This is a genomic window from Streptomyces sp. NPDC000075 (genome assembly GCF_040301925.1).
Lineage (GTDB): Bacteria > Actinomycetota > Actinomycetes > Streptomycetales > Streptomycetaceae > Streptomyces > Streptomyces polychromogenes.
Map to the genome: position 1 here is coordinate 24,374 of NZ_JBEPFL010000047.1, position 13,780 is coordinate 38,153.

The following is a 13,780-nucleotide window of genomic DNA, read 5'->3' on the forward strand; positions in this document are numbered from 1 at the left end:
TCCCATGTCGATTCACCAGAACCTGCTCGGGGGCCCCGCCCCCACCCACCTGCCCGACGAGCCCGCGCCCCGCGAGGCCCTCGCCGCCGGGACCGCCCCCGCCGAGGTGGCCGCCGCGCACCCGACCTCCTCCCTCGCCTGGGCCGCCCTCGCCGACGAGGCCTTCGCCGCCGGCCGGACCGTCGAGTCGTACGCGTACGCCCGTACGGGCTACCACCGCGGCCTGGACTCGCTGCGCCGCGCCGGCTGGAAGGGCCACGGCCCGGTGCCGTGGGAGCACGAGCCGAACCGCGGCTTCCTGCGCGCCCTGCACGCCCTGGCCCGGGCGGCCCAGGCCATCGGCGAGAAGGACGAGTACGAGCGCTGCTCGACCTTCCTGCGGGACTCCTCGCCGACGGCGGCGGACACGCTCGCGTAACGGCCGGGCCGAGTGCCCTAGAGGCGCCCCGGATCTCCTGTTTATGATGCGATGCAGGGGACCGGGGCTCCACTTACCCAATCGGAAGGAGCGGACCGCTACCCGGAAGCACGTGTCGAGGAGACAGCGATGTCGCACGCCCTTGATGCCTCCGGAGCCGGTTCGGACACCCCGAACCTCGACTTCGACGGCACCACCCCGTACGAGGACTACGTCCAGGCGGACGTCCTCACCCACCTCCAGCACCTGCGCTCCGACGATCCGGGCGAGATGGTCTTCCTGGTCACGACCCAGGTCATGGAGCTGTGGTTCACCGTCATCGTCCACGAGTGGGAGACCGCCGCCCGCGCCCTGCGCGAGGACGACATCCCGGTGGCGATGGACGCGCTGAAACGATCCCTCAGGGAGCTGGAGGCGCTCAACCACTCCTGGCGGCCGCTGGCCCACCTGACCCCCGCGCAGTTCAACGCCTACCGGGGCGCCCTCGGCGAGGGTTCCGGTTTCCAGTCCGCGATGTACCGCCGGATGGAGTTCCTCCTCGGCGACAAGTCGGCGTCCATGCTGGTCCCGCACCGCGGCGCCCCGCGCGTCCACGCCGAGCTGGAGAAGGCCCTCCACGAGCCCGGCCTCTACGACGAGACCCTGCGCCTGCTCGCCCGCCGCGGCCTGCCCGTCCCGCAGTCGGTCCTGGACCGGGACCTGTCCCAGCGGTACGAGCCCTCCGCCGCCGTCGAGGCCGTCTGGACGGAGCTCTACGCCGACCCGACGGGCGCCCACGCCGACCTGCACCGCCTCGGCGAGGTCCTCACCGACGTGGCCGAGCTGGTCTGGCGCTGGCGCAACGACCACCTGGTCGCCACCCGCCGCGCGATGGGCGCCAAGACCGGTACGGGCGGCTCCGCCGGGGTGGCCTGGCTGGAGAAGCGCGCCGCGAAGAACGTCTTCCCCGAGCTCTGGACGGCCCGCAGCCATGTCTGACGCGATGCTCACGGACCTCCAGGCCCGCGCCGCCCGCCTGGACGCCGAAGACCCGCTCGGCAAGCACCGCGAGCGCTTCACCCTCCCCGACGGCGTCGTCTACCTCGACGGCAACTCCCTCGGCGCCCTGCCGGCCGGGGTGCCCGGCGCCGTGGCCGACGTGGTCGGGCGCCAGTGGGGCGAGCTGCTCATCCGGTCCTGGGACGAGAGCGGCTGGTGGACCGCGCCCGAGCGGATCGGCGACCGGATCGCCCCGCTCGTCGGCGCCGCCCCCGGCCAGGTGACCGTCGGCGACTCGACCAGCGTCAACCTGTTCAAGGCCCTCGTCGGCGCCGCCCGCCTGGCCGCGCCCGGCCGCACCAGGATGCTCGTCGACGCCACCACCTTCCCGACGGACGGCTACATCGCCGCCTCCGCCGCCCGGATGACCGGCCTGGAGCTCGTGCCCGTCGACCCGTCCGAGGCGGCGGGCGCGATGGACGAGGGCACGGCCGTGGTGCTCCTCAACCACGTGGACTACCGCACCGGCCGGCTCCACGACCTGCCCGCCCTCACCGCCGCCGCCCACGCCGCGGGCGCGCTGATCGTCTGGGACCTCTGCCACAGCGCCGGAGCCCTCCCCGTCGGCCTCGACGCGCACGCCGTGGACCTCGCGGTCGGCTGCACGTACAAGTACCTCAACGGCGGCCCCGGCGCCCCGGCGTACCTGTACGTGGCCGAGCGCCACCAGGATGCCTTCGACAGCCCGCTCCCCGGCTGGAACAGCCACGCCGAACCCTTCGCGATGACGCCGCAGTACACGCCCGCCCGGGGCGCGGCCCGGGCGCGCGTCGGGACCCCGGACATCCTGTCCATGCTGGCGCTGGAGTCGGCCCTGGACGCCTGGGAGGGTGTGGACGTCGAGGCCGTCCGCGCCAAGTCCCTGGCCCTGACCGACTTCTTCCTCGACTGCGTGGCGGCGTACGTCCCGCCGGGCCTGGTCGAGGTGGTCACCCCGCAGGCGCACGCCGAGCGCGGCAGCCAGGTCTCCCTGCGCACGGCCGACGCCCGCGCGGTGATGACGGAGCTCATCTCCCGGGGCATCGTGGGCGACTACCGCGCCCCCGACGTCCTGCGCTTCGGGTTCACCCCGCTGTACGTCGGATTCGCCGACGCGGAACGCGCGGCGCGCACGCTGGGTCACATTTTCGGGTGACGCGGTAGCGAAACGTCACACCACGGGGCGGGCGGGGCTACGGCTCCGCCCGCCTCCGTGCGGGCTCGTCCCGGCGGCTAGGGGCACGTGGCGGCCTGATACGGTCCCGCTCTGCCGGATACACCGGAACATCTGTCCCCGCTGTCACACGCGTTACCGAGAGGTCGAGCCGATGACGGACCCCGCAGTCGAACGGGACGCCGCCGAGGCCGCCTCGGCCTTCGCACACCCCCCGGTCGCACCGGACGCGAGCGCCGCCTACGGGGAACACCCGGACCAGGTCGTCGACTTCTACGCCCCGCGCGGGGACTCCCGCGGCCCGGCCCCGCTCGTCGTCGTCCTGCACGGAGGCGCCTGGCGCGCCCCGTACGACCGTCAGCACATCACCCCCTTCGCGGACTTCCTGGCCAGGCGCGGTTTCGCCGTCGCCAACGTGGAGTACCGGCGCGGGAGTTCACTGCCGCACCAGGGGGCCGAGGGCCCGGTGGCGGGCCGCTGGCCGGACACCTTCGACGACGTCGCCGCCGCCATGGACGCCCTGCCCGGCCTCCTCGCGGCCGCCCTGCCCGCCGCCGACCCGCGCCGGACGGTGGTCACGGGCCACTCGGCGGGCGGGCACCTGGCCCTGTGGGCGGCCGCGCGCCACGTCCTGCCGCCCGGCTCCCCGTGGCGGCTGTCCGCCCCGCCGGGTCTGCGCGGGGTCGTGGCCCTGGCCCCGATCGCGGACTTCGAGGTCGCGGAGGAGCTCGGCGTCTGCGGCGGCGCCTCCGCCCAGCTGCTGGGCGGACCGGCCCACTGGGAGGCCCGCCGCCCGTCGGCGGACCCCGCCTCGCTCCTCCCGACGGGGATCGCCACGACCGTCGTCCAGGGCCGCGAGGACATCGTGGTCCCGCCGGCCGTGGCGGAGTCGTACGCGGCCGCCGCGGCCAGGGCGGGCGAGATCGTCGGCCTGACCATGGTCGAGGGGGTGGGCCACTTCCCGCTGATCGACCCGGCGGCGGACGCCTGCGCGGTGGTGGCGGAGGAGATCTCGCAGCTGGCCTGGTAGGGGCCGGAGCTCAGTCCCACTGCCGGGCGGCCAGCGTCTCCACCGGCTGCGGCTTGCCGATGACGGCCAGGGCGATGAAGAAGCCGATCTGGCCGATCGCGATGGTCAGGGTGGCCAGCGCCTTCTCGTCGTAGTGCCGCGCGGCCTCGGCGTACAGCTCGTCCGAGACCCGCTCCCGGCCCGGGGCGGCGGGCTGGAAGGTGGCCTCCACCAGGGCGAGGGCGGCGCGTTCGGCCGGGTCGAAGTACGGGGAGTCCTGCCAGGAGGCGACCGAGGTGATCCGCTCCTCGGACACTCCGGCCTTGCGCAGGAAGCCGGTGTTCAGGACCGTCAGGTAGGTGTTGCCGACGATCTGCCCCGCCCGCAGGTGGACGAGGCTCATCGTGCTGCGCGGCACCGACCGGTTGCCGGTGGCGCGGAAGAGGGCGGCGCTGATGTCGGCGAGCTCCGGCACGTGTGCGCCCGGGTCGGGCATGCGGGAGATCGGGGTGGTCGGGGTGTCCGTCATGGCGGGTTCCTCCCGGGGGGACGGCCGCCGCCCTGCGCGGCGGCCTTCACCGCACTGACGCGCGGGAGCGCGCCGATGTGACGGGCCGGGGCGGGGAACCCTCAGGCGCCGTCCTCCGGATCCGTCGGCTCCGGCTTGGTGTGGAGGATCTCGCGGGCCTGTTCCGCCGCGCGGGTGATGCTCTCGGAGACGAAGTCGACGAACCGCGCGATGTTCTCCAGCCGGGCGCCGGCCGGGGTGGCGGCGCCGAAGACGCCCACGCCCTGACGCGCGGTTTCGGCGAGGTGGGCGGTGCCCTTGGCGCTGGCGATCATCGACTGGTACCAGACGTCGTTGTCGGCGACGTACCGCTCGCGGCGGCGTTCGTCGCGTTCCCGGCGGACGAGCCCCTGGCTCTCCAGGAAGGCGATCGCCTTGGAGATGGACGCCGGGCTGACCTGGAGCCGCTGGACGAGTTCCGCCGCGCTGAGGCTGCCGGAGTCGCTGGTGTAGAGGCAGGTCATGACGCGGGCCATCATCTTCGGCGTGCCCGTCGCGATCAGGACCGTCGTGAACACCTCCTCGTACGCGGCCACCGCGTCCGCGTCGCGCCCATAGGCCAGCGGCGGTGCCTCCGCCCCGCGCGGCGCCGCCTGCTTGCGGCGGTGGGCGCGGTGCTCGGTGGCCCGGTGGGCCAGGTCGGCGCGGTAGGCGGTGGGGCCGCCGTTGCGCATGACCTCGCGGGTCACGGTCGAGGTCGGACGGTCGAGCCGTCGGGCGATCTCGGCGTAGGCGAGTCCGTCGGCCAGCCCGAGGGCGATCTGCTGGCGTTCGGGCTGGGTGAGTCTGCCTCCGGGCATTGCGGCCTCCTTGGTGGTCCGTGGCGGGGCCAGCATAGCGTTCAGCTCCAGTTCATTGCAATGAATCCTTGGGTTTCGTTGCGTTCGGTTTGGAACCGATGCAACGATTTCAAGGCTCTGAGCTGCAAAAACAGACTCCTTGCGCAACGAGTGCGTTGCCAGTCTCGCGAACGCAACTTAGCGTTTCTCCTGTCAGAAACGACTCGGAGCCCAGGAGCCCACGATGCAGAAGTTCGCCGCCACCACCGCCGTCTCGACCGTCCTCGACATCCCCGCCGGACGCATCCGGCTGATCGCCGCCGACCGGTCCGACGCCACCGTCGAGGTCCGCCCGGTGGACGCCTCCCGGAGCCGGGACGTGAAGGCCGCCGAGGAGACCACGGTCGAGTTCCGCGACGGGGTCCTGCGGATCGCCGCCGCCCCCGCCCGCAGCCAGGTCCTCGGCCACTCCGGCTCCGTCGACGTCACCGTCCAGCTTCCGGCCGGCTCCCACGTCACCGCGATCGTGGCCGCCGCCGAGTTCCAGGGCGCGGGCCCGCTGGGCGACGTGGTCTTCGAGGGCGCGCAGGCCCGGGTCGAGCTGGAGGAGGCCGCCTCCGCCCGGCTGACCCTCCAGTCCGGGGACATCAGCCTCGGCCGCCTGAACGGCCCCGCGGAGATCGACACGCAGAACGGCGACATCACCGTCGCCGAGGCCGTCCGGGGCGCGCTCACCCTGACCACCCGGTACGGCGCCATCTCGGTCTCCGCCGCCCAGGGGGTCTCCGCCACCCTCGACGCCGGCACCGGCTACGGCCGGATCCACAACGCGCTGAACAACACCGAGGGCTCCGCCGCCGCCCTGACCATCCGCGCGACCACCTCCTACGGCGACATCACCGCCCGCAGCAACTGAGGCCCCGCGTGGACGGCGGCAGAACCCACCGCGCCCGCACCACCGGCACCGCCCGCACCACCGGCGCCACTCGCACCACCCGCACCACCGGCACCGCCCGTACGACGGATCCACCCCACTTAGCACGCCCGGCAGCCCACCCAGAGGAGCGCACCACCATGTCCGACACCCACCGCCCCGAGCTCCAGCAGGCCCTCCAGGACATCGTCGACTCCGGCTGGGCCGGGGCCCAGCTGCGCGTGAACGACCCGCGCGGCGAGTGGACCGGCAGCGCCGGGGTCGCCGTGCCCGGCTCCGCGGAGCGGCCGCCGGTCGACGGGCACTTCCGGATCGGCAGCAACACCAAGACCTTCACCGCGACCCTCGTCCTGCTCCTGGTGGCGGACGGCCTGCTCGAACTCGACGGCCCGGTCGCCGGGCACCTCCCCGAGTACGAGCTCGACCCCCGCATCACGCTGCGGATGGTGCTCCAGCACACCAGCGGGCTCTTCAACTTCACCGGCGAGTACTACGAGGACGGGACGACCGCCCCGGGCATCGCCTGGGAGGGCCAGGAGTGGGTGGACAACCTGCTGCGCACCTACCGGCCCGAGGAGCTCGTCCGGCTGGCCCTGTCCAGGCCCGCGCGGTTCGAGCCGGGCACGGACTGGAGCTACTCCAACACCAACTACGTCCTCGCCCGCCTGCTGGTCGAGAAGGTCACCGGCCGCCCGTTCGCCGAGGAGATGGGGCGCCGGATCCTCACCCCGCTCGGCCTGACGGGCACCGTGGTGCCCGAGGACTCGCCGGAGATCCCCGAGCCGCACGCCCACGCCACGTACGCCTACCAGGACGCGGACGAGTGGAAGACGCTCGACGTCACCCGCTCGAACCCCTCCTGGATCTCCGCCGCCGGCGACATGATCTCGACCACCCGCGACCTGCACGTCTTCATCTCCGCCCTGATGGGCGGTCGGATCCTGCCCGCCGGGCTGCTGGACGAGATGCGCACCCCGCACCCCAAGCTGAACTACGGCCTCGGACTGTTCGTGCAGGAGACGGAGGACGGCCGCACCGTCTACACCCACAACGGCGGCATGTGGGGCTGGGGCGCGCTGATGTTCAGCTCGCCGGACGGCACCACGACCTTCACCGCCTCGCTGACCTGCGGGGCCGCCCGGCTCGACATGATGCAGGTGGGGGCGCTGTTCGCGGAGGCCCAGAAGAGGCTCGTCGCCGAGGTGTTCTGAACGGCCGAGGGGCGGGGCACGCGATGCGTGCCCCGCCCCTCGGCGTCGCCGTCCCGTTTAGAGGAACGAGTTGATCTCGATGGTCTCGGTGCGGCCGGGGCCGACGCCGATGGCGGAGATCGGGGCGCCCGACATCTCCTCCAGGGCCTTCACGTAGTTCTGCGCGTTCTTCGGCAGGTCGGCGAAGGTCTTGGCCTTGGTGATGTCCTCGGACCAGCCCGGGAGGGTTTCGTAGATCGGCTTCGCGTGGTGGAAGTCGGTCTGCGAGTAGGGCAGCTCCTCGACGCGCTTGCCGTCGATCTCGTACGCGACGCAGACCGGGATCTCCTCCCAGCCGGTCAGCACGTCGAGCTTGGTGAGGAAGAAGTCCGTCAGGCCGTTCACGCGGGTCGCGTAGCGGGCGATCGGGGCGTCGAACCAGCCGCAGCGGCGGTCACGGCCGGTGGTCACGCCGCGCTCGCCGCCGATGCGGCGCAGCGCCTCGCCGTCCTCGTCGAACAGCTCGGTCGGGAACGGGCCGGCGCCGACGCGCGTGGTGTAGGCCTTGAGGATGCCGATGACGCGGCTGATCTTCGTCGGGCCCACGCCGGTGCCGGTGCAGGCGCCGCCGGCGGTCGGGTTCGAGGAGGTGACGAAGGGGTACGTGCCGTGGTCGACGTCGAGCAGGGTGCCCTGGCCGCCCTCGAAGAGCACGACCTTGTCCTCGTCCAGCGCGTTGTTGAGGATCAGAGTGGTGTCGGCGACGTACGGCTTGATCTGCTCCGCGTACTGCAGCATCTCCTCGACGATCGCGTCGACCTCGATGGCGCGGCGGTTGTACAGCTTGGCGAGCAGCTGGTTCTTGTTCTCCAGCGCCGCCTCGACCTTCTGGCTGAGGATCGACTCGTCGTACAGGTCCTGGACGCGGATGCCGACGCGGTTGATCTTGTCCGCGTAGGTCGGGCCGATGCCGCGGCCGGTCGTACCGATCTTGCGCTTGCCGAGGAAGCGCTCGCCGACCTTGTCGAGGGTGACGTTGTACGGCGTGATGAGGTGCGCGTTGCCGCTGATGAGCAGCTTGGAGGTGTCGATGCCGCGTTCGTTCAGGCCGCGCAGCTCGGAGAGCAGGACGGCCGGGTCGACGACGACGCCGTTGCCGATGACCGGCGTGCATCCGGGGGAGAGGATGCCGGAGGGGAGGAGGTGCAGCGCGTACTTCTGGTCGCCTACGACCACCGTGTGGCCGGCGTTGTTGCCGCCCTGGTAGCGCACCACATAGTCAACGGAACCACCGAGCAGGTCGGTGGCCTTTCCCTTGCCCTCGTCACCCCACTGAGCTCCGAGCAGCACAAGAGCGGGCACAGGCGTACACCTCTTCCGGATGGGGCATGTCCAAGGTCAGGGGGCGTACGACGATGTACACCGCAGGCTGAGCCGTCGGACCGGTGCCCCGGAATAGACGAAGGCCCTGGCGCAATAGCGCAAGGGCCTCTTGCACAAAGATGCTACCCGAGGAAGGACCGAGGTGTCGGCTCCAGAGCCCACCATGAGCCATGCGGGCGCGCCGGTAGGCGGTCTGCTGGTGCTCGTCGACCCGGTCGCCCGCCGTCTTGACGGCGAGTCCGTGCGAATCGCGAAGGATGTGTTGTCAGCGGGGGCGGCGGCGAAAATCTGCCTCCCGGATTCGCAGGAGGAATTCGCGCGGGCACTCGCCCGCCGGGGTCATCGGCGGCCGGTGGTGGTGGGTGACGACGGGGCGCTGGTGCGGGCCGTGGGGCTGCTGCACGGGGAGCCGGGGGCGGGGGACGGCGCGGTCTCCCTGGTGCCGGTGGGGCCGGCGGGGTCGTTGTCTCTGGCGCGCTCGCTCGGGGTGCCGCTGTCGGCGGTGTTCGCGGCGCGGGCCGCGCTGGACGGGGTGACCCGGCCGCGCGACCTGCTGGTGGACGAGTGCGGCGCGGTGGTCCTGGGCGGGCTGCGGATCGCCGCGCCCCCGGCGCCGGCCGTCCGGCGTGCCGGGGGGTACCGGTCGCTGCTGCGGACCCTGCTGCCCGCTCCGGCTACGGCGCGGGACGCGGGCCGGCCGGTGCAGTCGCTGCGGGTGGAGGTCGACGGGGTGGTGCTGGTGGACGAGGGCCGCCCGGTGGAGGACGTGGCGGTGCGGACCCGGGAGGACGGCGGGCCGGCGCGGGTGGTGGTCCGGTTCCCGGGCGGCGCGCCGCTGGCGGGGGCCGGGGAGACGGTGACGGTGTCCGTCGCGGGCCCCGGCGCGGCGTTCCGCTACCGCGCCGACCACGCCCCGCCGGGCCCCCCGGTCCGCCGCCGCACCTGGACCCGCCACCCGGGGGCCTGGTCCCTGACGCTGCCACGGGGCTGACGCCGGCTCCCGGCCCCGCCCGGCGGGGGTGCCGGGCGGGGGTGCCGGGCGGCTACGGGAGGCCGAGGGTGGCCCGGTGGGCGCGCCAGCGGTCCATCACGCCGTGCATCTCCTGCTCGAGGAAGGCGAAGAACGCCGCCGTCTCCGCCACCCGCGCCCCCGCCGGGGTGTCCCTGCCGAGGTTGTCCGCGCCCTCGCGCAGGGTCTGCTCGAAGCGGGCGAGGGCCTGGTCCCGGCGGGTGAAGGTCTGGTACCAGAGCTCGTTGTGGAGCACGTAGCGGTCCCGGCGGGAGCCCGGTTCGCGCTCCCGGCTGACCATGTTGATCTGTGCCAGGTAGGCGACGGCGCCCGATACCGCCGCCGGGCTGATCCGCAGGGCCGCGCCGAGCTCCGCCGAGGTCATCGCGCCGCCGTCGCTGGCGAGCAGGCAGGCGAAGACCCGGGCGGCCATGCGCTGCATGCCCGCCTCGGTGAGCTGCGCGGCGAACCGCTCCACGAAGCGGGAGACCGCTTCCCCGTCCCGTGTTCCGTCGTCGTCGATCGTCACGTCATGGATTTTACGCGATTCGCTATCTTCACAACTTTGTGAAATAAGCGTACGTTCGGAGTCATGACGAAGGCCATCAGCATCGCCGGGCTCCGCAAGGCGTTCGGCCGCACCCGTGCCCTGGACGGGCTCGACCTCGACGTCGCGACCGGCGAGGTCCACGGATTCCTCGGCCCCAACGGCGCCGGCAAGTCCACCACCCTGCGGATCCTGCTCGGCCTGCTGCGCGCCGACGCCGGGACCGCCACCCTGCTCGGCGGCGACCCGTGGGCCGACGCCGTGGCCCTCCACCGCCGCGTCGCCTACGTCCCCGGCGACGTCACCCTCTGGCGGGACCTCACCGGCGGCGAGGTCATCGACCTGTACGGACGCCTGCGCGGCGGCCTCGACCGGGCCCGGCGCGACGACCTGGTCGCGCGGTTCGAACTCGACCCGGCCCGGAAGGGCCGGACGTACTCCAAGGGAAACCGCCAGAAGGTCGCCCTGGTCGCCGCCTTCGCCTCCGGCGCGGAACTGCTCGTCCTCGACGAGCCCACCTCCGGGCTCGACCCGCTGATGGAGGAGGTCTTCCGGCGCTGCGTCACCGAGGCCCGCGACGCAGGCCGCACCGTCCTGCTCAGCTCGCACCTGCTCAGCGAGGTCGAGGCCCTCTGCGACCGGGTCAGCATCGTCCGCGCCGGCCGCACCGTGGAGAGCGGCACCCTCACCGCCCTGCGCCACCTCACCCGTACGTCCATCACCGCCGAGCTCGCCGGGCCGCCGAACGGCATCGCGCACCTGCCGGGCGTCCACGACGTCGAGGTGCGCGGCCGGAGGATCAGCCTCCAGGCCGACACCGGCGGGCTGGACGCCGTCCTGCGCGCCCTCACCGCCTCGGGCGTCCGCTCGCTGACCGCGACCCCGCCCACGCTGGAGGAACTCTTCCTGCGTCACTACGCCCCGGAGGGCCGGCCGGACGGGGTGAGCGGACGGTGAACGGGCCGCTGACCGGCACCGGGACGCTGCTGCGGCTGGCGCTGCGCCGCGACCGGGTGACGGCGCCCATCTGGGTGCTGGCGGCCGGGCTGCTGGTGGTGAGCATGCCCCGCTCGCTCGGAGCCGTGTACTCCACCGGGGCCGAACGGGCCTCCGTCGCCGCCTCGATGAACGCCGACGGCTCGATGCGGGCCCTGTACGGGCCGGTGTTCGGCGAGTCCCTCGGGGCCCTCACCGCGTGGCGCGCCGGGGTGTACGGGGCGGTGCTCGCCGCCGTGATGAGCCTGGTGATCGTCGTGCGGCACACCCGCGAGGAGGAGGAGACGGGCCGTCACGAGCTGCTCTGCTCCGGGGTGGTGGGCCGCCGGGCCCCGCTGACGGCCGCCCTGCTGGCCGCGCTCGCCGCCGACGCGGCCGTGGCCCTGCTGATCGCCGGCGGGCTCGCGGGGCGGGGCGCGGCGGGGGCTCTCGCGCTCGGCCTGGGCATCGCCGGGGCGGGGCTGCTGTTCGCGGCCGTGGCGGCCGTCGCCGCCCAGCTGACCGGGAGCGCCCGGGCCGCGAAGGGGCTGGTGGCGGCCGTGCTGGGGGCCGCGTTCGTGCTGCGGTCGGCGGGCGACGCCGGGGTCCCCGACGGCAGGTCGGCCTTGACCTGGGCCTCCCCGCTGGGCTGGCTGGAGAACGTACGGGCCTTCGCGGGCGAACGCTGGTGGGTGCTCGGCCTGTTCGCGGCCGGGGCGGTGGCGCTGACGTCCGCCGCCTACGCGCTGGCGGGCCGCCGCGACCTGGGCGCGGGCCTCCTGCCCGCCCGGCCGGGGCCGGCCGAGGGGCGCCTCGGCTCGGCGGGGGCGCTGGCCCGGCGGCTCCAGCGGGGGGCCGTACTCGGCTGGAGCGCGGGCTTCCTGACCGCCGGGGTGGTCTTCGGGGGGATGGCGGACGGGGTCGCCGAGGTGGTCGGCGGCAACGAGCGCACCCGCGAGATCATCGAGCGGATGGGCGGGCGGGGCGGGCTGACCGACGCCTTCCTCGCCGCGATGGCGGGGCTGCTGGGCATGGCCGCCGCGCTGTTCGCCGTCTCCTGCGTCCTGCGGCTGCACGGCGAGGAGACCTCGCAGCGCGCCGAGCCGCTGCTCGCGCACCCCCTCGGCCGGCTGCGCTGGGCCGGGGGCCACCTGGCCGTCGCCTTCGCGGGGCCGGCCCTGATCCTGCTCCTGGCCGGGCTCGGACTGGGCCTCGGGCACGGCGGGGACCTGGCCGCCACGGTGGGCGCCTGCCTGGCGCAGCTCCCGGCGGTGTGGGTCTTCGGCGGGCTGGCCGCCCTGCTGTACGGGGCGGTGCCGCGGTACGCGGCCGCAGCGTGGGCGGTGGCCGGGGCCGCGCTGGCGCTGGGCTGGCTGGGTCCCGCCCTGGAGCTGCCGAGGGGCGTGCTGGACCTCTCGCCCTTCGCCCACCTGCCGAGGCTGCCGGGCCCCGGGGGCTGGGACCCGGCGCCGCTCCTGGTCCTCACCGCCGTGGCGGCGGCCCTGACGGCGGCCGGTCTGGCGGCCCTGCGCCGCCGCGACCTGACGGCGTAGCTCCCTCTAGAACTCGACCAGCAGCTCCCGCAGGCCCCGGATGACGTAGCCGTCCTGCCACTGCGGCTCCCGTACGAGCCGCAGTGGCGGGACCTTCTCGTCCAGCAGGGCCCCGAAGGAGGAGGCCAGTTCCAGGCGGGCCAGCGGGGCGCCCAGGCAGTAGTGGATGCCGGCGCCGAAGGTCAGGTGCGGGTTGTCGGCCCGCCCGAGGTCCAGGACGTCCGGGTCCGTGAACCGCGCGGGGTCCCGGTTCGCGGAGCCGAAGAGCAGGGCGATCTCGGCGCCGCGCGGGATGACGGTGTCCCCGATCGCGATGTCGTCGAGGACCCACCGCTCGAACATCTGGAGCGGGGTGTCGTAGCGCATGAGTTCATCCACAGCTGTGGACAACTTTTCCGGACCGGGGGATCCGGGGAGCGCGCGCAGCCCGGCGAGCTGTCCGGGATTGCGGAAGAGGGCCCACCAGCCGTTGACGGTGGTGTTGACCGTCGCCTCGTGTCCGGCGTTCAGCAGGAGGACGCAGGTGGAGATCATCTCCTGCTCGCTGAGCCGGCCTCCCTCATCGTGGGCGGCGATCAGCGCGGAGATCAAATCCGCACCGGGCCGCCGGCGCCGCTCGGCGATCAGCTCCCGCAGATAGGCGCTGAACTCCACGCTGGCCACCACCGCCCGGCGCGCGGTCTCCGCGTCCGGCCGCAGCTCGAACATCCCGCAGATGTCCGACGACCAGGGCCTGAGCAGCCCCCGGTCCGCCTCCGGGACCCCCAGCAGCTCCGCGATTACCGCGACCGGCAGCGGCTCGGCGACGGCCGTGAGCAGATCCCCGCCCCCGTCGGCCAGCAGCCCGGCCACCAGCTCCCGCGCCAGCCGCTCCACGGCGGGGGCGAGCGCCTCCACCGTGCGCGGGGTGAACGCCTTCGACACCAGCCGCCGCACCCGCCCGTGCGCGGGATCCTCCAGGTCGAGCAGCCCGTTCCCGTTGAGCACGTGGAAGGGCTCGTGCTCCGGCGGCGGCGCCTCGCGCCCGAACTCCTCGTGGCTGAACCGGTGCAGGTACGTCCGCCCCAGCCGGCGGTCGCGCAGCAGCGCGCTCACGTCGGCGTAGTGCGACACCAGCCACTGCCCGGTCGCCTCCGACCACTCGGCCCGCCCCCGCTCCCGCAACTCCCGGTAGGCCGGGTACGGATCGGCGACGAAGGCGGCGTCCCAAGGATCAAAACCCAT

Annotated in this window: 14 protein-coding genes; 9 read left to right on the forward strand and 5 right to left on the reverse strand. The window is 73.8% G+C overall.

What is annotated here, in order from left to right; translation table 11 throughout:
- Positions 1-4: 4 nt before the first annotated feature.
- The 4 genes from ABT403_RS35305 to ABT403_RS35320 all read left to right on the forward strand — a co-directional run bounded on the left by ABT403_RS35305 (position 5) and on the right by ABT403_RS35320 (position 3,639).
- Positions 5-418 carry a DUF3151 domain-containing protein gene (locus ABT403_RS35305; protein WP_344169321.1) on the forward strand — a complete coding sequence of 138 codons (414 nt, stop codon included), beginning with the start codon at positions 5-7 and terminating at the stop codon, positions 416-418.
- 129 nt (positions 419-547) lie between these two features.
- Positions 548-1,396 carry a tryptophan 2,3-dioxygenase family protein gene (locus ABT403_RS35310; RefSeq protein WP_344169318.1) on the forward strand — a complete coding sequence of 283 codons (849 nt, stop codon included), beginning with the start codon at positions 548-550 and terminating at the stop codon, positions 1,394-1,396.
- On the forward strand, positions 1,389-2,591 hold the full coding sequence (gene kynU, locus ABT403_RS35315; protein WP_344169315.1) for a kynureninase: 1,203 nt from the start codon (positions 1,389-1,391) through the stop codon (positions 2,589-2,591). The genes ABT403_RS35310 and kynU overlap by 8 nt, the downstream gene beginning before the upstream one ends.
- Positions 2,592-2,763: 172 nt before the next feature.
- Complete coding sequence (locus ABT403_RS35320) at positions 2,764-3,639, forward strand: alpha/beta hydrolase (protein WP_344169312.1); 876 nt, start codon at positions 2,764-2,766, stop codon at positions 3,637-3,639.
- Positions 3,640-3,649: 10 nt separating this feature from the next.
- On the opposite strand, the gene ABT403_RS35325 is transcribed toward ABT403_RS35320, so the two are convergent.
- Positions 3,650-4,147: a carboxymuconolactone decarboxylase family protein gene (locus ABT403_RS35325; RefSeq protein ID WP_344169309.1), complete on the reverse strand. Its 498-nt coding sequence runs from the start codon at positions 4,145-4,147 to the stop codon at positions 3,650-3,652.
- A gap of 101 nt (positions 4,148-4,248) precedes the next feature.
- Positions 4,249-4,986, reverse strand: a complete 738-nt coding sequence (locus ABT403_RS35330) for a GbsR/MarR family transcriptional regulator (protein ID WP_344169306.1) — start codon at positions 4,984-4,986, stop codon at positions 4,249-4,251.
- Positions 4,987-5,209: 223 nt separating this feature from the next.
- Between ABT403_RS35330 and ABT403_RS35335 the strand changes: the two genes are divergently transcribed.
- Entirely contained in the window at positions 5,210-5,881 is a 672-nt protein-coding gene (locus ABT403_RS35335; protein ID WP_344169303.1) for a DUF4097 family beta strand repeat-containing protein, read from the forward strand.
- 158 nt (positions 5,882-6,039) lie between these two features.
- A complete protein-coding gene (locus ABT403_RS35340) occupies positions 6,040-7,110 on the forward strand; it encodes a serine hydrolase domain-containing protein (protein ID WP_344169393.1) in 1,071 nt (356 codons plus the stop codon).
- Positions 7,111-7,167: 57 nt separating this feature from the next.
- Here the strand turns inward: ABT403_RS35340 and ABT403_RS35345 are convergent, their stop codons facing one another.
- Complete coding sequence (locus ABT403_RS35345; RefSeq protein WP_045945791.1) at positions 7,168-8,451, reverse strand: adenylosuccinate synthase; 1,284 nt, start codon at positions 8,449-8,451, stop codon at positions 7,168-7,170.
- A gap of 373 nt (positions 8,452-8,824) precedes the next feature.
- Between ABT403_RS35345 and ABT403_RS35350 the strand changes: the two genes are divergently transcribed.
- Complete coding sequence (locus ABT403_RS35350) at positions 8,825-9,463, forward strand: diacylglycerol kinase (protein ID WP_344169296.1); 639 nt, start codon at positions 8,825-8,827, stop codon at positions 9,461-9,463.
- A gap of 52 nt (positions 9,464-9,515) precedes the next feature.
- Here ABT403_RS35350 and ABT403_RS35355 read toward each other — a convergent pair whose 3' ends face one another.
- Positions 9,516-10,010 carry a GbsR/MarR family transcriptional regulator gene (locus ABT403_RS35355; protein ID WP_344169293.1) on the reverse strand — a complete coding sequence of 165 codons (495 nt, stop codon included), beginning with the start codon at positions 10,008-10,010 and terminating at the stop codon, positions 9,516-9,518.
- A gap of 63 nt (positions 10,011-10,073) precedes the next feature.
- Here ABT403_RS35355 and ABT403_RS35360 point away from each other — a divergent pair, with 63 nt between their 5' ends.
- Positions 10,074-10,985, forward strand: a complete 912-nt coding sequence (locus ABT403_RS35360; protein WP_344169289.1) for an ABC transporter ATP-binding protein — start codon at positions 10,074-10,076, stop codon at positions 10,983-10,985.
- Entirely contained in the window at positions 10,982-12,556 is a 1,575-nt protein-coding gene (locus tag ABT403_RS35365) for an ABC transporter permease (protein WP_344169286.1), read from the forward strand. The genes ABT403_RS35360 and ABT403_RS35365 overlap by 4 nt, the downstream gene beginning before the upstream one ends.
- 6 nt (positions 12,557-12,562) lie before the next feature.
- On the opposite strand, the gene ABT403_RS35370 is transcribed toward ABT403_RS35365, so the two are convergent.
- Entirely contained in the window at positions 12,563-13,780 is a 1,218-nt protein-coding gene (locus ABT403_RS35370; protein WP_344169283.1) for a cytochrome P450, read from the reverse strand.